At 70.8% G+C, this 24,593-nt stretch carries 21 protein-coding genes; 15 read left to right on the top strand and 6 right to left on the bottom strand.

What is annotated here, in order from left to right; all coding sequences use genetic code 11:
- Nucleotides 1-8 precede the first annotated feature (8 nt).
- The 3 genes from EXW95_RS14315 to EXW95_RS14305 form a co-directional block, all read right to left on the bottom strand.
- Entirely contained in the window at nucleotides 9-1,025 is a 1,017-nt protein-coding gene (locus EXW95_RS14315) for an NAD(P)/FAD-dependent oxidoreductase (RefSeq protein ID WP_371810078.1), read from the bottom strand.
- Nucleotides 1,022-1,708 (bottom strand): SDR family oxidoreductase, encoded by a 687-nt coding sequence (locus tag EXW95_RS14310; protein ID WP_174368006.1) that lies wholly within the window; start codon nucleotides 1,706-1,708, stop codon nucleotides 1,022-1,024. The genes EXW95_RS14315 and EXW95_RS14310 overlap by 4 nt, the downstream gene beginning before the upstream one ends.
- A gap of 148 nt (nucleotides 1,709-1,856) precedes the next feature.
- On the bottom strand, nucleotides 1,857-2,315 hold the full coding sequence (locus tag EXW95_RS14305; RefSeq protein WP_058977725.1) for an Lrp/AsnC family transcriptional regulator: 459 nt from the start codon (nucleotides 2,313-2,315) through the stop codon (nucleotides 1,857-1,859).
- 106 nt (nucleotides 2,316-2,421) lie between these two features.
- On the opposite strand from EXW95_RS14305, the gene EXW95_RS14300 reads away from it, so the two are divergent.
- Nucleotides 2,422-3,369 carry a DMT family transporter gene (locus tag EXW95_RS14300; protein ID WP_217449204.1) on the top strand — a complete coding sequence of 316 codons (948 nt, stop codon included), beginning with the start codon at nucleotides 2,422-2,424 and terminating at the stop codon, nucleotides 3,367-3,369.
- Nucleotides 3,359-4,519: an aromatic amino acid transaminase gene (locus tag EXW95_RS14295; RefSeq protein WP_217449203.1), complete on the top strand. Its 1,161-nt coding sequence runs from the start codon at nucleotides 3,359-3,361 to the stop codon at nucleotides 4,517-4,519. The genes EXW95_RS14300 and EXW95_RS14295 overlap by 11 nt, the downstream gene beginning before the upstream one ends.
- Before the next feature lie 654 nt (nucleotides 4,520-5,173).
- Here EXW95_RS14295 and EXW95_RS14290 read toward each other — a convergent pair.
- The gene (locus EXW95_RS14290; protein WP_174368005.1) at nucleotides 5,174-6,982 is read right to left on the bottom strand and encodes an N-acetylmuramoyl-L-alanine amidase; all 1,809 of its coding nucleotides are present in this window, start codon (nucleotides 6,980-6,982) and stop codon (nucleotides 5,174-5,176) included.
- An 84-nt stretch (nucleotides 6,983-7,066) separates the two neighbouring features.
- Between EXW95_RS14290 and EXW95_RS14285 the strand changes: the two genes are divergently transcribed.
- Nucleotides 7,067-8,164, top strand: coding sequence for a GTP pyrophosphokinase family protein (locus EXW95_RS14285; RefSeq protein ID WP_174368004.1), 1,098 nt, complete (start codon nucleotides 7,067-7,069; stop codon nucleotides 8,162-8,164).
- A gap of 101 nt (nucleotides 8,165-8,265) precedes the next feature.
- On the top strand, nucleotides 8,266-9,057 hold the full coding sequence (locus tag EXW95_RS14280) for a hypothetical protein (RefSeq protein ID WP_174368003.1): 792 nt from the start codon (nucleotides 8,266-8,268) through the stop codon (nucleotides 9,055-9,057).
- 187 nt (nucleotides 9,058-9,244) lie between these two features.
- Here EXW95_RS14280 and tilS read toward each other — a convergent pair whose 3' ends face one another.
- Complete coding sequence (gene tilS / locus EXW95_RS14275) at nucleotides 9,245-10,843, bottom strand: tRNA lysidine(34) synthetase TilS (RefSeq protein WP_371810077.1); 1,599 nt, start codon at nucleotides 10,841-10,843, stop codon at nucleotides 9,245-9,247.
- Nucleotides 10,844-10,879: 36 nt separating this feature from the next.
- On the opposite strand from tilS, the gene EXW95_RS14270 reads away from it, so the two are divergent.
- The 9 genes from EXW95_RS14270 to EXW95_RS14230 all read left to right on the top strand — a co-directional run bounded on the left by EXW95_RS14270 (nucleotide 10,880) and on the right by EXW95_RS14230 (nucleotide 21,778).
- On the top strand, nucleotides 10,880-11,344 hold the full coding sequence (locus EXW95_RS14270) for a peroxiredoxin (RefSeq protein ID WP_174368002.1): 465 nt from the start codon (nucleotides 10,880-10,882) through the stop codon (nucleotides 11,342-11,344).
- A gap of 576 nt (nucleotides 11,345-11,920) precedes the next feature.
- Nucleotides 11,921-14,305, top strand: coding sequence for a VCBS repeat-containing protein (locus EXW95_RS14265; RefSeq protein WP_174368001.1), 2,385 nt, complete (start codon nucleotides 11,921-11,923; stop codon nucleotides 14,303-14,305).
- A gap of 29 nt (nucleotides 14,306-14,334) precedes the next feature.
- Nucleotides 14,335-16,677, top strand: a complete 2,343-nt coding sequence (locus EXW95_RS14260; protein WP_174368000.1) for a VCBS repeat-containing protein — start codon at nucleotides 14,335-14,337, stop codon at nucleotides 16,675-16,677.
- Nucleotides 16,678-16,711: 34 nt separating this feature from the next.
- Nucleotides 16,712-17,419 carry a collagen-like protein gene (locus EXW95_RS21190; protein WP_217449202.1) on the top strand — a complete coding sequence of 236 codons (708 nt, stop codon included), beginning with the start codon at nucleotides 16,712-16,714 and terminating at the stop codon, nucleotides 17,417-17,419.
- A gap of 100 nt (nucleotides 17,420-17,519) precedes the next feature.
- A complete protein-coding gene (locus EXW95_RS21185) occupies nucleotides 17,520-18,437 on the top strand; it encodes a collagen-like protein (RefSeq protein WP_217449201.1) in 918 nt (305 codons plus the stop codon).
- A gap of 107 nt (nucleotides 18,438-18,544) precedes the next feature.
- On the top strand, nucleotides 18,545-19,477 hold the full coding sequence (locus EXW95_RS14245) for a PEGA domain-containing protein (protein ID WP_174367998.1): 933 nt from the start codon (nucleotides 18,545-18,547) through the stop codon (nucleotides 19,475-19,477).
- A gap of 97 nt (nucleotides 19,478-19,574) precedes the next feature.
- The gene (locus tag EXW95_RS14240; protein WP_174367997.1) at nucleotides 19,575-20,567 is read left to right on the top strand and encodes an MBL fold metallo-hydrolase; all 993 of its coding nucleotides are present in this window, start codon (nucleotides 19,575-19,577) and stop codon (nucleotides 20,565-20,567) included.
- A gap of 133 nt (nucleotides 20,568-20,700) precedes the next feature.
- A complete protein-coding gene (locus EXW95_RS14235; protein ID WP_174367996.1) occupies nucleotides 20,701-21,162 on the top strand; it encodes a hypothetical protein in 462 nt (153 codons plus the stop codon).
- 175 nt (nucleotides 21,163-21,337) lie between these two features.
- Nucleotides 21,338-21,778 (top strand): hypothetical protein, encoded by a 441-nt coding sequence (locus EXW95_RS14230; RefSeq protein WP_174367995.1) that lies wholly within the window; start codon nucleotides 21,338-21,340, stop codon nucleotides 21,776-21,778.
- 72 nt (nucleotides 21,779-21,850) lie between these two features.
- Here EXW95_RS14230 and EXW95_RS14225 read toward each other — a convergent pair whose 3' ends face one another.
- A complete protein-coding gene (locus EXW95_RS14225) occupies nucleotides 21,851-22,993 on the bottom strand; it encodes a citrate/2-methylcitrate synthase (protein ID WP_174367994.1) in 1,143 nt (380 codons plus the stop codon).
- A gap of 177 nt (nucleotides 22,994-23,170) precedes the next feature.
- Here EXW95_RS14225 and EXW95_RS14220 point away from each other — a divergent pair, with 177 nt between their 5' ends.
- Nucleotides 23,171-23,944 (top strand): hypothetical protein, encoded by a 774-nt coding sequence (locus EXW95_RS14220; protein ID WP_174367993.1) that lies wholly within the window; start codon nucleotides 23,171-23,173, stop codon nucleotides 23,942-23,944.
- A gap of 36 nt (nucleotides 23,945-23,980) precedes the next feature.
- Entirely contained in the window at nucleotides 23,981-24,556 is a 576-nt protein-coding gene (gene tsaB, locus EXW95_RS14215) for a tRNA (adenosine(37)-N6)-threonylcarbamoyltransferase complex dimerization subunit type 1 TsaB (RefSeq protein WP_174367992.1), read from the top strand.
- Nucleotides 24,557-24,593 lie beyond the last annotated feature (37 nt).

Here is a 24,593-nt window from a genome sequence, read left to right as displayed (position 1 = left end):
TGAGTATCTTACTCGTCGCGGCTGTCGGGATCGCGGGCCCCCTCGTTCTCCGGGCTCTTGTGGAACGCCGCGCCCATGGAGTGCACCGCCGCGTGGATCAGGCGCGTGTTGATCACCTGCGCCGCGTGCATGCCCGCCGCGGCCGCCTGCACCACGTACTGCGGCGCGCCCGTCATGTCCCCGATCGCGAACACGCCCGGCAGGCTGGTTTCCTGGTTGCCGTCCACGGTCACGCGGCCCTTCCCGTCCAGCGCGCAGCCCAGCGCGGCGGGCAGGTGACTGCCGCCCTGCTGCTCGGGCGCGATGAACACCGCGTCCACGCTCAGGGGCGGGGCACCCACGAACGTCACGCACACCGGGGCGTCCTCCAGAGGGCCGCCACTCACGCGGCGCACCGACTGCGTGCGGACCGCCACGCCCACCCGCTCCAGATCGAGCGACTGCTCGGGCGTCAGGCACGGGTCCCCGTCGCACAGCAGCGTCACGCGGGGCGACCACGCCCGGACCGTCAGGGCGAGGTGATGCGCCGACTGCCCCGACCCGTACACGGCCAGGGCGCGGCCCTCGTGCTCCCAGCCGTCGCAGTACGGGCAGTGGAACACGCCCTGCCCCCAGCGTTCCCGCAGGCCCGGCACCGGCGGCAGGATGTCTCGCACGCCCGTCGCGAACACCAGCACACGCGTCCGCTGCCACGCGTCCCCGACGCGCACGTCGAAGCACTCGCCCACCCGGCGGACCTCACGCGCGCCGTCCGCCCGGACCGTCACGTCGTACGGTTCAAGATCCGCCAGGGCCGCCGCCTTCAGCTCCTCGGGGCTGATCCCGTCGCGGGTCAGGAGGCCGTGCCCGGCTGACACACTTGCGTTGCGGGGCGGCCCGCCGTCCAGCAGCAGCACCCGCCGCCGCGAGCGGCCCAGCGTCAACGCCGCACTCAGGCCCGCCGGGCCCGCCCCCACGATCAGCACGTCCCACAGGCCCGGCACGACCTCGCCCGCACGCGGGGCAGGCAGGTCAGGGCCGCTCACTGCGGGCCGGGGCGGACGCTCAGGTCCGGCAGCAGCGCGTCCCGGGGCGCATTCAGCGCGAACGCGATCAGCTTTGCGACCGACTCCGGCCGCACGAACGCCTCCGGGGTGTACGGCGCGCCCTCCTGCGACCGTACCTTCTGCTGCATGGGCGTCGCCGTGCGGCCCGGATACACGCTCGTGACCCGCACGCCATGCGCGGCCTCCTCCTCACGCAGCGCGTCCGCCAGGGCCTTCAGGGCGAACTTGCTCGCCGCGTAGCTGCCCCAGCCCGCATTCGCGCGCAGGCCCGCCCCGCTGTTCACGAACACGACCGACCCCCGCTCGGCGCGCACGCGCGGCAACAGCAGACGCGTCAGTTCCGCCGGGGCGACCACGTTCACCGCCAGCGTGTGCGACCACACCGCATGCCCCTGATCCACCACCGCGCCCAGTTCGACCACCCCCGCGTTGTGCACCACGTTCGACACGCGCCCCAGCCCCGCCAGCGCCGCCCCGAACGACTCCGGGCGGGTCAGGTCCAGCACCAGCGGCGTCCCCCCCACCTCCGCGCACAGCGCCTCCAGCGCCCCCACGTTCCGGCCCGACAGGATCAGGTCATGCCCCGCCGCCAATTCCCGGGCCAGCGCCGCCCCGATCCCACCCGCCGCACCCGTCACCACCGTCACCGGACGAACACTCATGGCCCGACGGTAGCAGGGGTGTGGGGACTGGGTTGTGGGTTGTAGGGAATGGTGAAGAGGTCAGCCGTGAGTGGGCGGTGTTCGTGTGCGCGACGCCTCCGCCCGAAAGCCCCGACCCACTCCCCACTGCCCACTCCCTACTCCCCTGTCACCCCAGCTGCGGATACACCGTCGCGCGTTTCACACGGCCATACGCGAAACTGGTGTCGATGGAAGCGATACCCGGCACGGCGTGCAGTTCCCGGCGCACGAACGCCTCGTAGGCCTTCAGGTCCGCCACGAGCACCCGCAGGAGGTAGTCGGCCTCGCCGGTCATGACGTAGCAGTCCAGCACGGCGTCCATGCGGGCAATGGCGTCCTCGAACGCGCGGATGCTGGCGGTCGTGTGCAGCTGGAGCCGCACACGGACGAACGCGGTGACGGTCAGCCCGTACGCCTCCTCGTCCACGAGGGCGGTGTAGCCCTGGATGACGCCGGAGTCCTCCAGCTGCCGCACGCGCCGCAGGCACGGGGACGGCGAGAGGTGCACCTGATCCGCGAGGTCCTGGTTGCTGATGCGTCCGTTCGCCTGCAGCGCGGCGAGGATGCGGCGGTCGCGGTCGTCCATGGGTGAATTGTGGCAGATTCTGCCTCTGGTGCTGCCCGTGGGGGCAGGTTTTGGCAGCTTCTGACCATTCCAGGGTGATACGCGCCTGCTGCCGGACCATGAAGGCGTGAGTCAACTCAACCCCACGTTCCCGCAGGACGCCGGGCGCGGCCTGCCTGCTGGTGCGCTGCTCGGCTGGGCGGCGCTGGCCGTCACGGTGCTGATCTGGGCGGCGTTCGCGCTGACCATCCGCGCCATCGGGCACTCGCCGCTGACGCCAGGGGACGTGGCGTTGATCCGCTTCCTGATTCCCGCCGCGCTGCTGCTGCCGCTGCTGCCCTCGCGCCTGCCCGCACTGCGGCGCGTCCCACCGCACGCGGCCCTGATGATCACCGCCGGGGCGGGCCTGCCGTTCTTCCTGATCACCGCCGCCGGGGGGGCCAGCACCTCCGCCGCGCACGTCAGCGCCCTCGTCGCGGGGACCACCCCGCTGTCCGTCGTGCTCGTCGGCGCCGCGCTGTTCCGCGACCGCGTGACCGCCGCGCAGTGGCCGGGCCTGGGCCTGATCCTCCTCGGCATCGTCCTGCTGGTCGTCGGGCTGGGCACAGTCGGCGTCTCTCCCCTGACCGGGATCGCGCTGCTGCTGAGCGCCAGCCTGCTGTGGGGCGGGTACACCCTCGGGATGCGCCGCGCCAGACTCGACCCGCTGGGCGTCGCCATGCTCGTCACGTACCCCTCCCTGCTCATCCTCGCGCCCCTGCTGCTGACTGGCACGCTGCCCAGCCACCTCACGCAGGTGCCCGTGCAGGACCTGCTGCCGTTCATCGCCGTGCAGGGCCTCGGCGTCGGCGTCGTCGCGTCCCTCACCTACCCGTACGCCCTGAAACACCTCGGCACGCTGCGCTGCGCCACCGTCGGCGCGCTCGCGCCCGTCCTCGCCACCCTCCTCGCCCTGCCGCTGCTCGGCGAGCGGCCCAGCGTCGCGTCCGCCATCGGCGTCGCCATCGTCACCACCGGCGTCCTCGTCTTCAACCTCATGCCCACCCGAACCAAAGGAGCTGCCCATGTTCAGTGACCTGCGCCCCCTCCCCCTCGACCCCCTCTGGGCCCTGCAGAACGCCCACCGCGACGACCCCCGCCCCCACAAACTCAACCTCGGCATCGGCATCTACCGCGACGCCCACGGCCACACCCCCGTCCTGAACGCCGTCCAGCACGCCGAACAGGCCCTCGCCGACGCGGCCCCCAGCAAGGTCTACCGGCCCCTGAGCGGCAACGCCGACTTCAACGCCGCCATGACCCGCCTCCTCCTCGGCGACCACACCCCCACCCAGGACCGCGCCGTCACCGTGCAGACCGTCGGCGGCACCGGCGCGCTGCGCACCCTCGCCGACCTGATCGCCAGCGCGAACCCCGAAGCGACCGTCTGGACGTCCAACCCCGGCTACGCCAACCACCACCCCCTCATGCGCGCCGCCGGACTCCTCACCGCCGAGTACCCCTGGCAGGACGACGGCACCGGCACGACAGACCTCACCCCCATGCTCGGCGCGCTCGACGCCGCCCAGCCCGGCGACATCCTCCTCGTGCAGGGCTGCTGCCACAACCCCACCGGCATCGACCTCAGCCAGGAAAGCTGGCACGCCCTCGCCAGCTACTGCCAGGAGCGCGGCCTCATCCCCCTGATCGACATGGCCTACCAGGGCCTCGGCAAAGGCCTCACCGAGGACGCCCAGGGCCTGCGCATCATGACCAGGCACCTCGGCACCGTCCTCATCACCGCCAGCTGCTCCAAGAACATGGGCCTCTACTGCGAACGCACCGGCACCGCCACCGTCCTCGTCCCCCACCCCAACGAAAAACCTGCCGTCCTCAGCGTCCTCGAAGGCATCGCCCGCCGCACCTACTCCATGCCCCCCGAACACGGCGCCGCCATCGCCACCACCCTCCTGAACAACCCCCACCCCTGGCACCAGGAACTGGGCACCATGCGCGACCGCATCCGCACCGTCCGCGAAGCCCTCGGACACGCCCTGCGCGCCGCAGGCGCCCCCCACGACCTCCTGAGCATCGAACACCACCAGGGCATGTTCAGCCTCCTCCCCCTCACCCCCACCAGATGGACACCCTCCGCGAACACCACGCCATCTACGGCACCCGCGAAGGCCGCATCAACATCGCCGGCATCCCCGACCACGCCATCACCCCACTCGCGCACGCGCTGATCGCCGTGTACGGGCGGGAGGTTGTCGGGCGGTAAGGGATTCGGGCGGCTCTACCCGCCGGACATACGTTGGAAGGGTTGCGCCTGGCGGCGGGCTGGCCTACTGAGTTGGAGTGGCTGCGCCTGCGGCGGGCTTCCCACCCCCCAGCCCCCTACCCCAGAGGGGCAGGGGGAGTTTTCGCTGCGCTCGGCAAGGTATTTCTCTGAGGTGGTCGGCGAGTATGTGGCGGGTTCGGCCACTGATGGGTCTGCATTCCTCCGGTTTCGCGGCGGGCGCCCCGCGCGCTGCGCGCACGACGGGCTCGGCTGCCACGACGATGGGGTGGCCCCACGCCTTGCCGTGACCCGGAAGGTTCTACTTTTTTTCGCTTTTGCGATAGCGGCGGTTTTGAAAGTCGATCAGCGGCGCGAAGCGTCCCACTGATCACCTGACCGCAGATCACCACCGGCCGTCGTGCGCGCAGCGCGCGGGCCTACGAGGGGGGCGGCAGGATGGCGTCGAAGCCGGACCCGTCACGGCCCGACACACCTCCGCCACGCCGAAAGAAACTCTTGCCGAGCGCAGCGAAAACTCCCCCTGCCCCTCTGGGGTAGGGGGCTGGGGGTGGGGAGGCCCGCCGCTAGGCGCCCACCTTCCAACCCCACCCCCGAATCCCTACCGTCCCGCCAGCCCCGCGTAGTACGCGCTGATGCCGTCGGCGATGGCCTGCGCGACGCGCCGTTGTCCGTCTGGGCTGTTGAGGAGGCGGAGGTTGCCGGGGTCGGTGAGGTATCCGGTTTCGATGAGGAGGCTGGGTTGGGTGGTGGGGCGCGTGAGGGCGAGGTCGGCGTCGGGTTTGAGTCCGGTGCCGGGGCCTAGGTCGGGGAGTTGGGCGCGGAGGGCGGTGAGGATGGCCTGCGCGGCGGCTTTTGCTTGTTGGTGGGTGTAGTAGATCTCGGGTCCGCGGGTGCCGCGGGGGTCGCGGCCGTCTGGGAGGGCGTTGGCGTGGATGCTGATGAGGAGGTCGCTGCTGGTTTGTTCGGCGATCAGGCCGCGTTCGTAGAGGCCGAGGGTGGTGTCGGTGTCGCGGGTGAGGTTGACGGTGGCGCCCTGCGCCTGGAGCAGCTGGGCGGTCATGAGGGCGATGGGGAGGTTGAGGTTCTTCTCGGGCGTGCCGAGGCTGCCCGCGCCGCCGTTCTGGGTGCCGCCGTGGCCGGGGTCGAGGGTGATGACGCGGCCCAGCAGGGGCTGGGTGGGGTCGGGGGTGGGGGGCTGGCGGGCGGTGAGGAGGAGGCCCTGGTCGTCGTGGTCGGCGTGGAAGCCCCAGATGGGGTGGGTGAGGGTGCGGTCGAGTTGGGTGACGCCGGGGGTGGGGGTGGTGATGGTGAGCCGGTCGAGACGGGGATCGTTTTCCTCGGGCGCGGTGAGGGGCTGGCCAGGGGTGGAGTACAGGGTGAGCCGCAGGGTGCGGTCGCCGGTCTGCACCAGGGTGAAGGGTGGCCGTGCGGTGCCGAGGGGGAGGTGCAGCTGGAGGTGGTCGGGGGTGCTGCTGAGGGTGAGGGGGCCGCCGCCTGGGGCGGGTGGGGGCGTGAAGCCCACCGGGGTGGTCTGCGCGGCGGTGATCAGAGCGCTGATTCCGGGGGCGAGGCGGACGCGCAGGTCGGGGCCGACGCGGCCGACGGCGCGGTAGGTGGTGCCGTCGCGGGGGTAGAGCAGCGGGGCGCCCTGGGTGGTGGTGAGGCGGGTGCTGCTGGCGTTCAGGCCGGGGCCGGGGATGGTGCCGGGTGGGGTGGTGACGGTGCGGGCGGTGCCGGGGGTGCTGGTGACGGGGCCGGGGGCGGGGGCGCTGGTGGTGCGCCCGTCGCGGCCGGTCAGAGTGACGGTGAGGGCGGCGCTGCTCAGGCGGGCGGTGGGGGGCAGGTCGAGGGTGCCGCTGTACGTTCCGGCGGGCCCTTCGCGCAGGGGTTGGGCGGGCAGTCCGGTGATTCGGGCGCTGGCGCGGCCGCCGGGGCTGCCCTGGAAGCGCACGGGAATCTGCCGGTCCTGAGGGGTGTCCCCGGCGGGGTCCCACAGTTCGGTGGGCTGCGCGGGCGTGATGCTGGCGCGGGTGATGGTGGTGGGCGTGGCGGGCAGCGTGCGGGGGACGGTGCGGGTGACGCGCAGGATGCGGGTGGTGCTGCGGGCGCTCTGGCCGGGGCGGGCGGGGGTGCGGGCGATCAGGCGCAGGTCGTTCACGCCGGGCTTCAGCGGGAACCAGCTGATGTACAGGCCGTCGGGTCCGGTGGGAACGGGCGTGCCGCTGACCGTGAGGGTCGCGCCGGGCGGGACCATGCCCTCCAGGATGACGTGGTCGAACGCGACCCGGTGGCCTTCGGGTGGGTACGCGACGAGGATGCCGGGGACCGGACTGGGGGTGGCGGCGGGGGCCGCGCCGAGGGTCAGCAGGGCGGTGCCCAGGAGCAGGGCGGGCAGGGCGGGGCGCATGTCTGGGGATAGCACGCGGCGCCGGGGGCGCGGGTGTGGACCTGCGCGCCGGACGGGGCAGGCGCGGGTTTAAGCTGGGGGCACATGAACGGTCAGCTACTCCAGGCGTACGAGGACGGGTGCGAGACCTTCGAGGGACTGCGGGACGCGGCGGTGGCGCACGTCACGCGCTTGATCGCCGGGGCGGGCCTGAACATCCATCACGTGACGGGCCGCGTGAAGAAACGCGCGAGTCTGGAGGACAAGCTGCGGCGCAAGCCGGGCCGGTACGGGTCGCTGGCGGACGTGACGGATCTGGTGGCGGTGCGCGTGATCACGTACTTCGAGTCGGATGTGAGCGTGGTGTCGCGCCTGCTGGAGGAGCATCACGTGATCGACTGGGAGAACTCGATCGACAAGAGCAAGATGCACGACCCGGACCGGTTCGGGTACATGGGCGTGCATTACGTGGTGCAGGTGGGGCCGGACTCGCCGGACCTGTCGGGGTTCGCGGGCCTGAAGTTCGAGGTGCAGATCCGGTCGATCCTGCAGCACGCGTGGGCGGAGATCGAGCATGACCTGGGCTACAAGAACCGCGAGGCGATCCCGCGGGAGGTGCAGCGCCGCTTCTACCGGCTGGCGGGGCTGCTGGAGATGGCGGACGAGGAGTTCATGACCCTGCACCGCCTGTCGCAGGAGTACGCGGCGACGCTGCCTGCGCGGGTGGTGGACGCGCCGGACGCGGTGTTCGTGGACGCGCCGAGCATGAAGCACCTGCTGGGGGTGGCGCCGGTGCGGGATCTGGATCAGCAGGTGGCGGCGGCGCTGAACGTGCTGCTCCTGACGGACTGGCCGGACCCGGAGCGGCCGCAGCGGCTGGCGAGCCTGCTGCATTACGTGGGGGTGCATTCGGTGGGGGCGCTCCAGAAGGAGTTGCGGCGGCATGAGGCGGAGGTGGTGCGCTTCGCGTCGCTGCTGCTGCCGCGCCTGCGCGAGGCGTGGACTCCGGCGGGCGGGGCGCGGCCGGGGACGAGCGTGGTGCATTACGCGCTGCTGCGGGCGTGCGCGAATCCGCTGCTGGACCCGCATGAGATTGTCAGCATGCTCGACCTGCGCGGCGTCCTGAGCGGGGATCAGCTGGTGGCGGCGGTGCGTGAGGCGTACGCGCAGGTCATGGCGGACGGGTCGGCGCGGGTGGGCTGACGGGCGCCTGACACGGGGCGCGCACGCTGATCGTGACGGGATCACCAGCGTGGAGGCCGTCCAGGCCGACCGGCAAGCCGTGTCCCGTCAGGGAGTGGGCCATGAGCCACGAACGAATGAGCGGTCAGCTGAATGTCACCCCGGACCTCCCCACCCTGCCCCTGCTGCCCCCGCTGTGGGACGAGCTGCGCGCGTACGCCCTGCCGGACGGCCTGCTGGCCCGCGTGAGCCGTGAGCAGCGCTGGACGCCCGCCTACGCGCAGCGTGCCGCGCAGGAGTATCGCCGGTTCCTGCTGCTGTCCACGCTGGGCGCGCCGGTCACGCCGTCCGCGGTCGTGGACGAGGTCTGGCACCTGCACCTGCTGTTCACCCGCGACTACTGGGAGCGCCTGACGCCGCTGCTGCCCGCGCCGCTGCACCACGAGCCCGGCAGCGGCCAGCCGGGCGACCCGGCCCGCTTCCGCGCGCAGTACGAGGCGACGCTGGACGCCTACGCCCGCACGTTCGGGGAGCGGCCCCCGGCGGACATCTGGCCGGACCCGCGCCGCGCGCCGAACCGTCAGGGGCACGTGCAGGGCAGCGCACGCCGCTCGGGCCTGTGGCTGGCGCTGGGCGTGGCGGTCGTCACGGGCCTGACCTTCGCCTGGAGTCACGTGGCGCTGCTGCTGGCCCTGGGCGCGGGCCTGATCGCGCTGCTGATCGTGACCCTCACCCCGCCGGAGCTCTCCCCCACCGCCCTGCGTCGCCGCGCGGACGGGGACACGGGCGTGACCTGGATGGGCGGCACCTCGGGCGGCGACTGCGCGCCCGGCAGCGACAGCAGCTGCTCGGACGGGGGCAGCAGTGGCGGGTCGAGCTGCGGGTCCAGCTGCGGCGGCGGGTGCAGCAGCTGATCATCCGTCCAGGCGGCAGGGTCGGTCAGTCGGCGGATGCGGCGCCCGGAGTGGCGCGGGTACGGTGGCGTATGCGATTCGAGATTCCCGGACTGCACACCGGCCCCACGGACACTGCCGTGGCGCAGCTGGGCCTGAGCCCCGAGCAGTTCCGGGCGCTTCAGGCGTCTCTGGCGGCGCTGAACCGCTAGGACCGCTGGGCGCGCAGCTGGCTGAACACGTCTTTCAGGAGGCGGGCAGCCTCACGGGCGCGGAGGCCGGGCGTGACCGTGGGCGCGTGGCCCCAGTGCGCGGCGAGAAGGTCGGTGACGCCACCCAGCGCTCCGGCTTTGGGGTTGGCGGCGCCGTAGACGATGTGTCCGATGCGAGCTTCGAGGGCCGCGCCGAGGCACATGGGGCAGGGTTCCAGGGTGACGACCAGCGTGCAGGCGGTCAGGTAGGGCGTGCCGAGGGTGCGGGCGGCCTCGCGCAGAGCGGTCAGTTCGGCGTGGCGGGTCATGTCGCCGTGCTCGCGGCTGGTGTTGCGCCCCCGCCCGATGACGGTGCCGTCCGGGCCGAGGACGACCGCGCCGACCGGGACTTCCTGGGCGCCTGCGGCCTGCCGGGCCTGCGCCAGCGCCTCGCCCATCGCGGCGTGCAGGGGGTCGGGGGGCTGGGCGGCGTGTTCGCGCGCCCCGCTGGCCCAGATGGTCGGCTGGAGGCCGATCCACTGCACCCCCGCGTCACTGGTCAGGAGCGGCACGCGGTCCCGGTCGGCGCGCGGCACGTGCCGGTCGGTCAGCACGTCGCTGAGTTTGCGGGTGCCGCCGGGCAGGTGGATGCGGTCGCCGGGCTGCCGGGTGCGGCGCGTCCAGCCGTCCGGGAGGGGGAAGTCGGGGTCCGGGTACGTCTGCGGGGTCAGGTGCAGCCTCCCCCCGGTGACGGTGACGGGGTGCGTGCCGGGCAGGTCGAGGTGCGTGGTACCTCCCGACGTCAGGGCGCCTTGCAGGGTGTCGAGGTGCGTGGCGTGCGCGTCCAGGCCCGCGTCGTGCAGCCGGGCGCGCAGCCAGCGGCGCAGCACGGCGGGCGGCACGGCGCGCAGCGGGGCGTGCGCGGTGATCTGCGTGGCCTCGGCGCTCAGGGCGTCGTCGTCCTGCGCCTGATGCCGCGCCACGCGGGCCAGGGTGGCCTCCAGCGCGGGGTAGCGGGCGGTCAGGATGGGCATCACGTCGCGGCGCAGCCACGCGCGGGTGTACGCGGGGTCGTCGTTGGTGGGGTCCTCGCGCCACTCCTGCCCCTGCCCGCGCAGGAACACTTCCAGGTCGGCGCGGGGCACGTCCAGCCAGGGCCGCCGCACCCGCCCGCGCGCGGCAGGAATGCCGTGCAGCACCGCCTCGCCGCGCAGCAGGGCCGTCAGGACCGTCTCCGCCTGATCGCGGCGGGTGTGGGCGGTCAGGATGACCGGCGCGCCGTGCGCCTTCGCGGTGCGGGCCAGGAAGTCGTAGCGCAGGCGGCGGGCGGCGTCCTCGGTGTTCCAGCCACGCTTGGCAGCGACCGCGCCCACGTCCACCCGCGCGCCCGCGAACGGCACGTCCAGCCGCGCGGCGAGCGCCTGCACCCACGCGGCGTCCTGCGCGGAGTCGGGCCGCAGGGCGTGGTCCAGGTGCGCCGCCACCGGCCGCGCGCCCGCCTGCCGCAGGGCCAGCAGCAGCGCCACGCTGTCCGCCCCGCCGGACACGCCCACGACCACCACCGCCCCCGCGTACTCGCGCAGGGGCCGCAGCAGGAACTCGGTGGGATCAGGCACGGGCGCATTGTACGGGCGGCCCGTACAATCGGGCGCATGAGCGTCACGCCCGGTCAACCCGCCCCCGACTTCACGCGCCGCAGCGACGACGGCCGCACCGTCAGCCTCGGCGCGCTGCGGGGCCGCTGGGTGGTCCTGTACTTCTACCCGCGCGCGGGCAGCGCCGGGTGCAGCATCGAGGCGCAGCGCTTCGAGGCGGCCCTGCCGGAGTTCGAGCGGCTGGGCGCGCAGGTGATCGGCGTGAGCACCGACACCGAGGCGCGGCAGGCGGCGTTCCGGGACTCGTGCCGCCTGAGCTACCCCCTCATCCCGGACGGGGACCGCAGCCTGTGCCGCCAGTACGGCGTGATGGGCACGCTGGGCGGCCTGCTGAACATGGCGTCCCGCGTGACCGTCCTGATCGACCCGGACGGCACGGTCGCCTGGGTGCACCGCAGCGGCAACCCCCTGACGCACGTCAGCGGCACGCTAGCGGAACTGGAGCGGCAGGTCACGAGCTGACCACGCCGGGCCGACCCCGTTGACGTCAATGCCGTCCGAAACGGAATGAGAGCGACTCGCTGCCGACGGTGTCGCGTTCCCTTGTCGCCTCTGCCCCTGTGGGAATCGTGGAGCTGCAGTGCAGTGGAGCGAAGCGACGGAATGAGGGGTCTGCCGGACGACCCCAAATGGCGATGGATCAATTCAATGCCGTCCGAGACGGCTTTCCCACCCGGAGACGCGCGGGACTTTTTTGCCGGTCACGGTGCGGTCACTGCTCGACTGGCACGCTGACCTCACCCCAGGGGAGAGGCCGCGCCGGGGACCGGAGGTTCCGGTCCGGGCGGTCCGTGGGGCATGGAGGGAAACCATGGACCGAGCGCCACCCCAGTCCGGCTGACCTGCGTCCTGACTACCGGGAGCGACGCTGCCTGAACGCGGCGCCCGCCCGGCCCGTCCCCGCGCGACTGAACGCCTGCCGTTCGGTCCCGTCCGGGAATCCCCGCGTCTGAACGCGTGGCCTGAACCGTCCCGTCTCGTGCGGGTCGGGAGGTGCCGTGTTGTCCTGACGCGCCGCGGTTCCCACAAGGAGTGTTCATGCCGAGACTTCGATTGCTGCTGCTGAGCGCGGCGCTGCTCACCGCCTGTGGTGGGCCGGGCGCGCCACACACGACACCGCCGCCCGGACCAGCCCCGACACCCACGCCCACTCCAGCGCCCGCCAGGCAGTCGCGGCCCTTCCGGGTGACGATCATGGGTCTCGGGTCGGGGACGCCCACCGCGCAGGTTTCGCGGCCCGGCCTGAACGGGCAGGCACTGAACGGCCTGGATCAGGTGGAGATCGGGGACGTGCTGGTGCGCGCCACGACCGACCTGGTCCCGCCGGGGCAGGCGCGCACGGCGGGCGCGCGGTACGTGTTCGTGACGCTGACCGTCAAGAATGGCGCGTACAACGCCGTGCCGAACCTGACGGTGATCCCGGCGGGCCTGGATACGAACACCGCGCAATCGGCGTTCACGGACCTGCAACGCTACCCCGGACTGCCCGCGTACTCGGCGGCCGAGGCGCAGACGCTGGCGCTGAGTATCCACCCGGCCAGTCCGGTCACGCAGGACCCCCTGACGCTGCAACCGTCCCTGCTACCCGGCGAGGAGGACACCCTGCAACTGTTCGACGAGTCCGAGGTGTCGCTGCTGGGCATCGCGAACGGTTTTGACGGCGAGAACCTGCCATACGGGTTCGTGGCGCACAACCGCAGCAGCCGCACCATTCCGGGGTTCGACGGAACAAATCCGGGCGTGGGGACGGTCACGCTGGGCTTCCGCGTGCCGCTGCAGGCGCAGGCGAAGGATGACCTGTACAGCCTGAGCGGCTGGTTCACGTTCGCGCAGGACACCGTCACGAGCGCGACCGAATCCCTGGAAGCGCAGCTGCCGGGGAACCGCGCGGCGTTCGACCGGATGCTGTCGCAACTGTTCCCACAGGGGCAGCAACAGCAGGTGCGGGTTCTTCCCGGCACGGCGCGGCGGACCTACTTCGATCCGTACGGTTATTTGAACGTGAATGTGCAACCGGTGTGCGGCGTGCGCCTGGGCGGCACGGCCGCGAACCCCACGGGTCTGATGCTGAACGGCCCGGCCGCATTCGCGCCGGACGGCCCGCGCCTGGGTCAGTCCTCGCCGCTGTCGCTGGCACTGTGCCGCACGAACCTGCTGGACGACACGTCGGTGACTGGCGTAACGGTCGTGAACCACTGGTCGCAGAACGCCCCGTCGCGCGGCACGCCGACCGCAGCGGGCAACCGCGTGACCGTGCCGGTCTGGACGGACAGCAACGGAAATCAAAATGGGGGATATACCTCCGGCCAGACGGTGGACGTCACCCTAACCGCCGGTGTGACCGCCGGGGGGCAGCCCGCGCCGGGCCTGCCGTTCGTGTACCGCACCCGCGTGCAGACCGCACCCGCCAGCGGCACTTACAGCGTCGGGGGTGGTGCACAGATTTACGAATACACCGGCAATCAATACGAACAGCTGACCAACCTGTCCGCGATCACCCTGGCAGACCTGAGCGGTATGGGGTATGGAGGCAATCATAAGCTGATCACCAGTCGCACCGCGAACAAACTGTGGCTGGAATCCGGGACCGTCTATACCGTCGGCACGGCTCCCAGTGACGTGGGGACTGGCGACCTGAACGGCGACGGGCGGCTGGACGCCTTCACCAGCAACGCGGGCAGCGGGGATGTCTCGATTCTGCTGGGCAACGGGGACGGCACGCTGCAACCCGCCACGAGTGTCGCGGTGGGGGCCGGGCCGGAAAGCATCGACCGGGCTGACCTGAACGGCGACGGGCAGCTGGACCTGATCACCGCCAACCGCACGGCGAACACCGTGTCGGTGCTGCTGAACAGTGGCGGCACGTTCAGCGCGCAGCCTGCGGTCAGCGTGGGTGCGCAGCCGTCCGAAGCGGTCACGGCGGACGTGAATGGCGACGGGCGCATGGATCTGCTGGTCGCCGCGACCGGCGGGAACGCCGTGAACGTGCGCCTGGGCGCCGGGAACGGCACCTTCAGCGCGGCCGCCGATATTCCGGTCACGGCCCCGATCCGCGTGGCGAGCGGGGACTTCAACAATGACGGGCGCGAGGACGTGGCGGCCCTGAGCAGCACCGGGGTGCACGTGGCGCTGGGGAACGGGGACGGCACCTTCGCCGCGCCCACCACCCTGGGTGTGGGCATCGACCCGCGTGACCTGCTGGTCGGGGACGCGAACGGGGACGGGTGGCTGGACGTGCTGACCGCCGACTACGGCAGCAGTTCCCTGAGCGTGCTGCTGGGCGGCGCAGGCGGTTTCACCGCGCAGGCTCCCACGCCACTGTCGTACGCCCCGAACCGACTGGTGCAGGGCTTGTCCTACAACACCCAGCTGTACCTCGTCACGCTCGGTGACGATACCTACACCAGCCTCTACCCGCAGTGACCGGCCCTCACCAGGGCAAAGGACCACGCATGAAACGACCCCTTCCGTTCCTGCTGACCACGGCGCTGCTGCTCGGCGCGTGTGCTCAGCCATCCCGCACCAGTACGCCCCCACCTCCCACCGCCAGCACCCCCGGCGGTCCCGTGACGCCCGCCGGGGCGGCGTTCACGCTGCGCTTCAGCGGGCTGGGCACCCCGGACTTCGCGGCCAGCATCGAGCCCCCGCTGGGTGCTCAGGCCCTGACCAGCGAGCAGGGTAACGTGACGCCCGTGCGGGTGGTCTCGCGCGGCACCATGGACGTCCTGCCCGCAGCGGGCCGCCCGCGCACCGAGGGCTACCGGTACATCTACGCGGTCGTGTCGGTCACCAGTCCCAGTGCGCTGGAGAACGTGTCGTTCCTGGGCGTGCGGACACCCGGCACGCTGCCCGCCGCCACGCACGACACGGCCATCAGCACCTTCGTGCGGGCGCCCGGCGGGGCCGCGTACACCGCCGCCGAACTGGACGCCCTGGCCCTGAGCGTTCGGCCCGCGCAGGCCAGCGCCCTGAACACGGCCACCATGCGCCTGAGCACCATTCCCGGCAGTGACGACAGCGTGCAGTTCCTGCCGGAAGACGAACTGACCTTCACGCCGCCCGGTTTCGTGGGCCTCCTCCCGTACGGGTTCACGGTCCTGAATCCGCAGGGGGGCCGCACGCTGGCGACCGGCACGGAAGCGAACCGCATGATCGTCGGCATGCGCCTGCCGCTGCAGGCCACCCCGCAGGACGACCCGTACGGCTTTGCGTTCACGGCGGTGCCCGTGCGCGACAGTACCCGCCGCGTCACGCAGACACCCGAGGGACTGCGCAGCGGCAACAGCCTGAAGGTGCGGCAACTGGCCGCCAGCCTGAACGCCACGTTGCAGGTGCAGCCCTTCAGCCCCGTGCCGGGCGACCCCCTGTGCAGCGTGCGCAGCGCAGGCAGCGCCGCCGCGCCCACCGGCACGGTGTTCACCGCGCCACCCCTGGCGGTACCGGGCGCGAACGGGCACGCGGTGGGCCTGAATGACACCCTGACCGCCCGTTTCTGCGGCGTGACCCTGGACTCCGCCAGCGCGCAGGCGACCAGCGTCAGCGTGCGCCCCAGCCAGAGCGCCCCGGCGGCCAGCACGCCTGACGCCACCGGCGACCGCCTGCTGATTCCCGCCCGGACTGGCGGGTACCACGCGGGCGAACAGGTCGAGGTGACGCTGCACAACACCCTGACCGCCGGCGGCAGCGCCGCGCCGGGCACGCCGTTCGTGTTCTCGTTCCGCGCTGCGACCGCGCCCGCCACTGCGACCTTCACTGCGCAGACCGAACGGGCCGCCGGACAGGACATACGCGACCTGCTGGCCGCCGACGTGAACGAGGACGGCAAACTGGACGCGATCAGCACCGACAGCAGCGCCAACACCGTCAGCGTGTTCCTTGGGAATGGCGACGGTACCCTGCAAGCCCGCACCGCGTACACCGCCGGAACAGGCCAGGCCCCGACCGACCTGGCGGCCGCCGATCTGAACGGCGATGGGCGACTGGACCTGACCGTCCGCCGCAACGACAGCACGCTGGGCATCCTGATTAACAAGGGCCTGGGCAAGTTCAACCCCATGACCAGCCTGGAGATTGAAGCAGGTGTGACGGACCTCAGCGGGTACACCCTGAAGGACGTGAACGGCGACGGGAAACCCGATCTGGTTGCCTGGATACGCGACGCCAGTTACGCCAACTACAGTCTACGTACACGCCTGGGGAACGGGGACGGCACGTTCGCTCCTGCCATCGATGCCCTGCCCAATCTGATCAACCCGCTGTACTACTACGCCAGTAACTCAGCACCTCTACTGGCCGACCTGAACCACGATGGTCGCCTGGACTTCGCGGCGTCTTCAGACCGGCTGTACGTCATGTCCGGCAACGGCGACGGAACGTTCGCCGCAGAGGCAGCTGCCACTGGGCCAGCAAATGTGTACTCCTCCGATCTGGTCCCGGCGGATGTCAACGAGGACGGGCACCTCGACCTGTACGCCCGCAACAGCACCACGCTGCTGCTCGGGAACGGGCGGCTGGGCTTCACCGTGACGCAACTGGATGCCAGTGGTTACGCCCTGGCCGACCTGAATGGTGACGGGCACCTGGACCTGATCAACAACAACCAGTTGACTCGGGGTTTTGGGAACGGCACCTTCGACCGCACGCCAGTCAACACGAACTTCTACGGCGGTTACTACACAGTTCCACAGGACAAGGCCCTAGGGGATTTCAACGGGGACGGCAAACTCGACGGTCTCACCAGCGCGTACTCCGGCACGTTACAAAGCCCAATCGTGTATGTCGCCCTCAACCAGTAAGCCTCTCCTCTCTCTGCACGTACAGGAGCGCACCATGAAACGAACGGCACTGATCATCACCGCCCTGCTGGGCCTGTCCGCCGCCGCCCACGCGCAGGAAGTCATCCCCACGCCGCCCGGCATGACCCTGACCCCTGCTGACGAAGGCAAGATCGTGATCGTCCGCAACGGTCAACTGGTCCTGATCGACCCGCGCACCGCGCCCGAACTGAAAGTCATCCAGGGACCAGCCGGTCCTGCGGGTCCCGCCGGTCCGAAGGGGGACAAGGGCGACACCGGCGCCGCAGGGGCCACCGGAGCGAAAGGCGAGAAGGGCGATACCGGTCCCGCCGGTCCTCAGGGAGCCAAGGGCGACACCGGCGCAACCGGCGCCGTCGGCCCCGCTGGCGCCAAGGGCGATACCGGTCCCACCGGTCCCCAGGGAGCCAAGGGTGACACCGGCGCAACTGGCGCCGTCGGCCCCGCTGGCGCCAAGGGCGATACCGGTCCCGCCGGTCCCCAGGGAGCCAAGGGCGACACCGGCGCAACTGGCGCCGTCGGCCCCGCTGGCGCCAAGGGCGATACCGGTCCCACCGGTCCCCAGGGAGCCAAGGGCGACACCGGCGCAACCGGCGCCGTCGGCCCCGCTGGCGCCAAGGGCGATACCGGTCCCCAGGGAGCCAAGGGTGACACCGGCGCAACCTGGCGCCGTCGGCCCCGCTGGCGCCAAGGGCGATACCGGTCCCCAGGGAGCCAAGGGTGACACCGGCGCAACTGGCGCCGTCGGCCCCGCTGGCGCCAAGGGCGATACCGGTCCCACCGGTCCTCAGGGAGCCAAGGGTGACACCGGCGCAACCGGCGCCGTGGGTCCCGTTGGTCCGATCGGCCTGACGGGTCCTATCGGTCTCACCGGTCCGATCGGGCCGCAGGGCGTCAAGGGCGACACGGGCGCTGTCGGTCCTGTCGGCCCCATCGGTCTCACCGGTCCCGCTGGTCCCATCGGCCCGCAGGGCATCCAGGGTGAGGTCGGCCCGATCGGCCTGACAGGTCCTATCGGTCTCACCGGTCCCATCGGACCGCAGGGCATCAAGGGCGACACGGGCGCTGTCGGTCCTGTCGGCCCCATCGGTCTCACCGGTCCCACTGGTCCCATCGGCCCGCAGGGCATCCAGGGTCTGGTCGGCCCGATCGGCCTGACGGGTCCTATCGGTCTCACCGGTCCGATCGGGCCGCAGGGTATCCAGGGTGAGGTCGGTCCCATCGGCCTGACCGGTCCCATCGGTCTCACCGGTCCCATCGGACCGCAGGGCGTCAAGGGCGACACGGGCGCGGTCGGTCCTGTCGGCCCCATCGGTCTCACCGGTCCCGCTGGTCCCATCGGGCCGCAGGGCATCAAGGGTGAGGTCGGCCCCATCGGCCTGACCGGTCCCATCGGTCTCACCGGTCCCATCGGACCGCAGGGCATCAAGGGCGACACGGGCGCTATCGGTCCTGTCGGCCCGATCGGTCTGACTGGTCCGGCGGGTCCCATCGGGCCGCAGGGCATCAAGGGTGAGACCGGGGCGACCGGGGCGACGGGCGCGGTCGGGCCGCAGGGTGCGACCGGCGCGAAGGGTGATACGGGCGCGCAGGGTCCGCAGGGGATCCAGGGGCCGAAGGGGGACAAGGGCGATACGGGTCCGGTGGGGCCGCAGGGTCCCGAGGGTCCGCAGGGTCCGGCTGGTCCCTCGGTGATTCCGCTGACCGAGCGGCGCGAGCAGGAAGTCACCGGTCTGGTGTAATCCAGGCCGGGTGGGGGCGGGTGGGTTGCGGCCCCCGCCCCTGCCTGTGGGTGCCGGAGTGTGAGGACGGTCAGGTGCGGGTCACGCGCGTGTCTTACCCTGGTCATATGAAACGTGGTGTGGTGGGCGCCGGGCTGGTCCTGGCGGGGTTGCTCAGTGGGTGTGTTCCGGCGCCGCTTAGGGCGCAGCCGGGCGCGCAGGTGCGTCTGACGGTGGCGCCGGGGTCGCGGGCCGTGCAGCCGGTGACGGGTGAGGAGGCGTTGTACCGCGCGCCGGGGCCGGGGTCGCTGCTGGTGGGGACGGACCGGGCGGCGTTCGTGACGTCGGTGGTGCTGCCCGCGCAGGGTGGGGCGCTGGTGCTGCCGACGGTGCAGACCCGTCCGGGTGAGGTGGTCCCCGCACCGCTGCCGGCGACGGTGGGCTTCACGCAGGTGTTCACGGTGGCCAGCCTGCAGCCGATGCCGCTGGACGCGGCGGCCGGGGCGCGCAGCGTGTCGGACGTGTCGCGGGTGGTGGAGGCGGCGGCGCGCGCGCTGCCTGCCGGGGCGTACACGGTGGGGACGACGGTGTACCGCGTGGTGCGGTTCGGGACGCTGGACGTCACGTCGAATGTCGGGGACGCGCTCGTGCGGGTGAATGGCGTGCGGGTGGGGGTGGCGCCGCTGAGCGTGCCGGATCTGCCGGAGGGTCAGGTGTCGGTGGAGGTGTCGCGGAGTGGGTTCAAGACTGTCACGCAGCGCGTGGAGATCGCGGGGGACAGCGTGAACCGCGTCAACGTGACGTTGCGGCCCATCACGGGGACGTTGTCGGTGCGCAGTGATGTGCCGGCGGACCTGCTCATCGAGCGGCGACCTGCGGGCGTGGTGGAGCCGGGTGTGGGGCTGGATCTGGCGCTGCGGCCGGGTGTGGTGGCGTTGAACGTGGTGCCGCGTGACCGGCGTCTGGCGGCGCAGAACCTGCTGGTGCGGGTCACGGCGGACAGGGTCAGTCCGGTGATCTGCGAGACCGTGGCGGGTGCGTACGCCTGCAAACTGCCGTAAACGGTTGAATCTTCCGGGGGGGCCGCCTGGCCTCCCTTTTTTGTTGTTCCTGTCAGGGTTTCCCGTGCCGGGCGGGCGTGGTGGTACGCTCGGCGGCATGACGGACGCGCCACTGCTGACCCATGTTCTGGGTGACCTTCACGCCCTGCAGGTGCCGATTCCGTACCCGATGAAGTACGTGACGGTGCTGCTGGACCGCCCGGCGGGTGGGCCGGTCACGATGATCGACTGCGCGCTGGACACGCCCGAGGCCCGCGCGGCGCTGGAGGACGGACTGGCAGCATTGGGCCTGCACTGGCCGGACGTGGACCGGTTGATCATCACGCATCACCACCCGGACCACTACGGGCTGGCGGGCGTCGTGGAGGAACGCAGCGGCGCGCAGGTGCAGATGCTGGACGTGGAGATCGGGCGCGGCGAGCGGTACTGGCACCTGTGGGAGGAGTGGCTGCCGGGGCACCTGAAGCACATGCGCGATCACGGTCTGCCGCCAGAGTCGTTAGGCAGCATGGGCGCCGACAACCGCCGGGGCCGCGAGCGGGTGCATCCGGCGTCGCGCGTGCAGCCGCTGCGCGAGGGGCAGCACGTGGAACTGTCCGGGCAGCCGTGGGAGGTGCTGTGGCTGCCCGGTCACGCGGACGGGCACCTGGGCCTCTGGAATGAGCACGACGGCGTGCTGATCGCCGGGGACGCGATCCTGCCGCGCATCAGTCCGAACGTGGGCCTGTACGCGTACACCCGACCCGACCCGCTGGGCGACTACCTGCAGACGCTGGGGAAACTGGAGGCACTGAACCCGGCGCGGGCGGTGGTGGGCCACCACGGGCCGGTCATGACCGGCGTGCAGGCCCGCGCGCGCGAACTGCGCGCCCATCACCACGAGCGGCTGGACTTCATGGCAGCAGAGGCGGCCCGCGAACCCCGCAGCGCGTACGAGCTATCCCTGGCGATGTTCCCGCGTGACCTGAACGTCTCGGGTCGCCGCTTCGCCCTGGCCGAGACCCTGGCGCACGTGGAGCACCTGCGCCTGCTGGGGCAGCTGTACCGCACCTGGAACGAGGCGCACGGCGTATGGCTGTACCACGCCTGAGAGGGGTTCAGGGTGATGGTTGAAAGTTGATGGATCTTTCCCCCTCCATCGACCTTCAACCATCACCCATCTCCCCACCGGACCGTGGACCCCGTGACCGTCCCGGGCTTGCGTGGGCTCTATACTCCGGCGCATGACAGCATCCCAGTCGGAACTGCAGCGGATCATGGCGGCGCTGCAACAGAGCGGCCTGACTGTCGAGGCGGTCGAGGACGGCGCGCTGATCCAGGACGGGGACACGCGCGTGGCGATGTTCGCGGAGGCTGATCCGCAGGGCGGGGTGATCGTGCGCCTGCACCTGGACCTGGACCTGTACGTCGAGGAGGACAGCCTGCCGGACATCCTGATGGGCATGAACCTGATGAATCAGGGCCTGGACTACGGGATGTTGAACCTCGACCCGGTGGACCCGGACGAGGACGCGGATGAGGACGCGCCGCTGACGTTCGCGGTGCTGGGCCGCAGCGTGCTGTGGCTGGCGGATCTGGGCGTGGCGGAACTGGACCGCCTGCGCGAGCACCTGCGCCGCTTCGAGCAGGAAGTCACCGAGACGGTGGAACGCACCCTGCACGGCAGCCGTGGCCTGAGCGCGTAACGCTTCGTCGGGGTCACGGGCGCGCCGGTGCCCGTGGCTCTTTCCGTATGCTCGGGCCTATTCCGCGTGGTCCGGGCGGCGTACGGTGGGGGCCTGAACTGACGGTTGGCGCGGTGGGTGGTCGCCGGAACGTGGTGCTGCTCGGGTGGGCAGCGGCAGTCATGAGGTGATGGGCATGACCAGAGGCGTGCAGGGTCGAGGTCGGGCGGCGCGGGCGGGCGCGATGCATTTCACGATGCTCAGCCGGGGCCGGGTGTACGGACTGTTCCGGTCGCTGGACGGCGTGCAGGCGTGCACGTCGCGGCTGCTGGCGCTGGGACTGGGGGATCAGTCGGTGCAGCTGCTGATGGGTGAGGACGGCGTGGCGGCGCTGGACGCCGACGGGCGGCGGCACGGGTTGTGGGCGCAGCTGCTGCGGCTGATGCAGGGCGCGACCGACGAGCGCGTGCATGTGGAGCGTTACGTGGAGGCGCTCGGCTGGGGCGAGATTCTCCTGAGTGTGGACGTGTCGGATCAGCCGGGCCGCCTGCCGGACGTGGCGCAGGCGTTCCGGGGGGCCGGGGCGCACTTCGTGAATCATTACGGGGCGTGGGTGGTCGAACCGATCTGCGCGTAGGCGGCAGGAACGGAACAGGCAGAGGGGCAGGCCAACCCACGCGGGTCAGCCTGCCCCCTTCTATCCTGCCGGTTACTGGCGGTCTTGGAGTTGCACGTAGTGCGCGTCGGTGGCGCCGGTGTACACGGCGTCGGGGCGCAGCAGGCGGTTGTTGCCGGTGTACTCGATCAGGCTGGCGCACCAGCCGCTGATGCGGGCCAGCGCGAAGATGGGCGTGAAGTATTCCTTCTTGATGCCCAGGTCGCTGTACACGGTGCCGCTGTAGAAGTCCACGTTCGGGTAGATGCCCTTGGAACCAATCCGGTCCACGACGACCTTCTCGATGGTCTCGAGAATCTGGTAGTAGTTGCTCTTGCCTTCCTTGCTGGCAACCACCTCGGCGTAGTCGCGCAGGACGCGGCTGCGGGGGTCGAAGTACTTGTACACGCGGTGCCCGACGCCCATGATCTTCTCTTTGTTGTCGAGCTTCTTCGTGATGTAGCCTTCGGCCTGATCGGGCGTGCCGACCTCGTCGAGCATGTCCATCACGGCCTCGTTCGCGCCGCCGTGCAGGGGGCCTTTCAGGGCGCCGATGGCGCTGGTGATGCAGGAGTACATGTCCGAGAGGGTGCTGCCGGTGGCGATCGCGGTGAAGGTGCTGGCGTTCATGCCGTGGTCCACGTGCAGCACGAGGGCGATGTCGAACAGGCGGGCCTGCTCGGCGGTGGGTTCCTTGCCGCTGAGCATGTACAGGTAGTTCCCGGCGTGCGTCAGGTCCATGCGGGGCGCGATGATGTCCTGCCCTTCCTGCGCGCGGTTGATCGCGGCGATGATCGTGGAGAACTGCGCGATCATGCGCGTGGCGATGGCGCGCCGCGCCTCGGCGCTGGTGTCCTCGGACTGCGGGTCCAGCAGGCCCAGGTAGGACACGGCGGTGCGCAGCGCCTGCATGGGGTGCACGCCGCGCGGCATGCCCTTGATGATCTCGATCAGCGCTTCGGGAATGGCGCGGTTGGCTTTCAGGTCCGCGTCGAACTGCGCGAGCTCGGCGGCGGTGGGCAGCTGGCCGTTCAGGAGGGCCAGGGACAGTTCCTCGAAGGTGCTGTTCTCCGCCCATTCCTGAATCGGAATGCCCAGGTGGGTCAGGATGCCTTCGGTGCCGTTGATGAACGTCAGTTTGCTCTCGGTGAAGAGAACGCCTTCGAGTCCTTTGGCGATACTGGCGGTGTTCGTCATGATGATCGAGCATACCACCGGGCCGCTTTCCACCGCCCCCCGATCACGTTCCCGGCGGGGTGACAAACGAGTACGGGTCGGGGCAACCGGCCGTGCGGTGAACCGGCCGCTTCATGCACGCCGAGACCCATTCGTGACCACAGTTGGACAGCACAGCCCTTCAGGGCATCATGAATCATGCCGCTGGGATTGAATGATCTGCCTGAACGACGAATTCTCAGCAGGGACGTGCAGACTACACTCGACCATCTCTTCGATGTGTTCAGTCGCTACACGCCGCGCGACCTTGATCCTGACTGGCACGATTTCTGGCATCCGGCAGAACAGGCTGAGGTCGACAGCCTGCCGGTGCGTCAACTGTCCGAGGATCTGATGGGATGCGTTCTTGCAAACGTGATCTCAGTGTATGGGTCCACGCCAGATCTCAAATATTTCCTTCCTCGCCTGCTCGAAGTTGCCATCCAGAAACCCATGCGCGAGGAAACGACCGCTGTGCTGCACAGGGCTAATCAAACTGGATTACGGAGTTGGCCTGAACCAGAGTTCAATTCGGTGTGCCACTTCGTCCTGGCCTGGTGGCGTCAGGCGCTGCAGGAACCCGTCAACTTCAACTCCTTTCCCGTGGATGACGCGTTGTGCGCAGCTTCTTTCGCCTTCGATGATCTGGGCGCGCTGCTGGATGAGTGGGCAGGCGACCTGAGTTTGAATGCCACGTTGCACATCATGAACACCGCGCGGCTGAATCTGCACGCGGAAAACGGCGAAGCTCAGCTGATCCTTGAGACGTATTGGGAAGATCGGCCGGTTCAGACGGCACAGGTGCGCGCTTGGCTGTTGAGCCCAGCTGTATTGGCACGCTTACAGGCAGCAGCCGCGCAGGTGCAGGAGGAACCAGCGCGGGAGCTTCTAATTGAAACCACCGCGCGACTCGGTCAGATCGCCGCGCGGTGACGGTTGCCCCAAATCCAGCCTCTACAATGCCCGGCGATGACTGAGCACGCTGCCCCTGTCTCCCTGAAGCCGGATGTGACCCTGGCGCTGGACACGGCGACGCCGTGGCTGACGCTGGCGCTGGTGTGGCCGGGCGGGTCGCTGGGGGTGTCGCGTGAGGTGGACCGCGCGCACGCGGAGTTGCTGCCGGGCGCGGTGCAGGCGCTGTTCGCCCAGGCCGGACTGCCCCTGCGGGCGGACGCGGTCGTGATCGGCACGGGGCCGGGGTCGTACACGGGCGTGCGGGTGGGCGCGAGTTACGCGCTTGGCCTGGGGCGGGTGTGGGACGCGCCGGTCCTGGGGGTCAGCACGCTGGAGGCGCTGGTGGGAGGGGACGGCGTGCAGGGCGTGTCGCTGGATGCCCGCAAGGGGAACGTGTATGCCGCGCGCTACGACGTGCAGGGGGGCGTGGTGCGCGCGACGTTGATGCCGCCCACGCGCCTGCCGCTGGAGGAGTTCCAGGCGGGGCTGGACGGCGCGCCTCACCACGCGGACACCGTGCCGGATGGGCTCGCGCTGCTGCGCGCCGGGCTGGATCACGGCGCGCGGGACTGGGCGCTGGCGTACCTGTAGGGGGTAATAGGTTGTGGGCTGTGGGTTGTGGGAAAAG

Source organism: Deinococcus sp. JMULE3 (assembly GCF_013337115.1).
GTDB lineage: Bacteria > Deinococcota > Deinococci > Deinococcales > Deinococcaceae > Deinococcus.
This window is presented reverse-complemented; position numbering and strand designations above follow the sequence as displayed.

Excerpts from the sequence above, each read along its gene's own strand:
- EXW95_RS14310 (WP_174368006.1), bottom strand. The coding sequence starts at position 1,708 with ATGAGTGTTCGTCCGGTGACGGTGGTGACGGGTGCGGCGGGTGGGATC.
- EXW95_RS14305 (WP_058977725.1), bottom strand. The coding sequence starts at position 2,315 with ATGGACGACCGCGACCGCCGCATCCTCGCCGCGCTGCAGGCGAACGGA.
- EXW95_RS14295 (WP_217449203.1), top strand. The coding sequence starts at position 3,359 with ATGTTCAGTGACCTGCGCCCCCTCCCCCTCGACCCCCTCTGGGCCCTG.
- EXW95_RS14290 (WP_174368005.1), bottom strand. The coding sequence starts at position 6,982 with ATGCGCCCCGCCCTGCCCGCCCTGCTCCTGGGCACCGCCCTGCTGACC.
- EXW95_RS14285 (WP_174368004.1), top strand. The coding sequence starts at position 7,067 with ATGAACGGTCAGCTACTCCAGGCGTACGAGGACGGGTGCGAGACCTTC.
- EXW95_RS14280 (WP_174368003.1), top strand. The coding sequence starts at position 8,266 with ATGAGCCACGAACGAATGAGCGGTCAGCTGAATGTCACCCCGGACCTC.
- EXW95_RS14270 (WP_174368002.1), top strand. The coding sequence starts at position 10,880 with ATGAGCGTCACGCCCGGTCAACCCGCCCCCGACTTCACGCGCCGCAGC.
- EXW95_RS14265 (WP_174368001.1), top strand. The coding sequence starts at position 11,921 with ATGCCGAGACTTCGATTGCTGCTGCTGAGCGCGGCGCTGCTCACCGCC.
- EXW95_RS14260 (WP_174368000.1), top strand. The coding sequence starts at position 14,335 with ATGAAACGACCCCTTCCGTTCCTGCTGACCACGGCGCTGCTGCTCGGC.
- EXW95_RS21190 (WP_217449202.1), top strand. The coding sequence starts at position 16,712 with ATGAAACGAACGGCACTGATCATCACCGCCCTGCTGGGCCTGTCCGCC.
- EXW95_RS14245 (WP_174367998.1), top strand. The coding sequence starts at position 18,545 with ATGAAACGTGGTGTGGTGGGCGCCGGGCTGGTCCTGGCGGGGTTGCTC.
- EXW95_RS14240 (WP_174367997.1), top strand. The coding sequence starts at position 19,575 with ATGACGGACGCGCCACTGCTGACCCATGTTCTGGGTGACCTTCACGCC.
- EXW95_RS14235 (WP_174367996.1), top strand. The coding sequence starts at position 20,701 with ATGACAGCATCCCAGTCGGAACTGCAGCGGATCATGGCGGCGCTGCAA.
- EXW95_RS14230 (WP_174367995.1), top strand. The coding sequence starts at position 21,338 with ATGACCAGAGGCGTGCAGGGTCGAGGTCGGGCGGCGCGGGCGGGCGCG.
- EXW95_RS14225 (WP_174367994.1), bottom strand. The coding sequence starts at position 22,993 with ATGACGAACACCGCCAGTATCGCCAAAGGACTCGAAGGCGTTCTCTTC.
- EXW95_RS14220 (WP_174367993.1), top strand. The coding sequence starts at position 23,171 with ATGCCGCTGGGATTGAATGATCTGCCTGAACGACGAATTCTCAGCAGG.
- tsaB (WP_174367992.1), top strand. The coding sequence starts at position 23,981 with ATGACTGAGCACGCTGCCCCTGTCTCCCTGAAGCCGGATGTGACCCTG.